The organism is Mesorhizobium sp. GbtcB19, from assembly GCF_019091085.1.
In the GTDB taxonomy this organism is placed as follows: domain Bacteria; phylum Pseudomonadota; class Alphaproteobacteria; order Rhizobiales; family Rhizobiaceae; genus Mesorhizobium.
This window is the reverse complement of the sequence record NZ_JAGXJY010000684.1, coordinates 1-228: the sequence shown is the minus strand read 5'-3', so window position 1 is coordinate 228 and position 228 is coordinate 1. Positions and strand designations below refer to the sequence as shown.

The 228-nt window shown below is 65.8% G+C and carries 1 pseudogene; it reads left to right on the top strand.

What is annotated here, in order from left to right:
• Nucleotides 1-95: 95 nt before the first annotated feature.
• A pseudogene (locus KVT37_RS33420) lies at nucleotides 96-228 on the top strand (PTS sorbitol transporter subunit IIB); the annotation flags it as partial.

Genomic DNA, 228 nt, shown 5'->3' with positions numbered 1-228 from the left:
TCGTCGTCGTCCACCTCAAGGCCATCCTGACCGAGGGTATCACCGCCTTCATGGCGCGCCGCCAGGGCGTCGAGCACTAAGGGCGGGAGTACAGCATGGCCAACACATACAAAGCCGTAGAGATCTCCCGGGGCAACACAGGCTGGGGCGGTCCGCTCGTCATCAAGCCGACCTCGCACCGCGACAAGGTCGTCTCCGTCACCGGTGGCGGCATCCATCCGGTCGCCC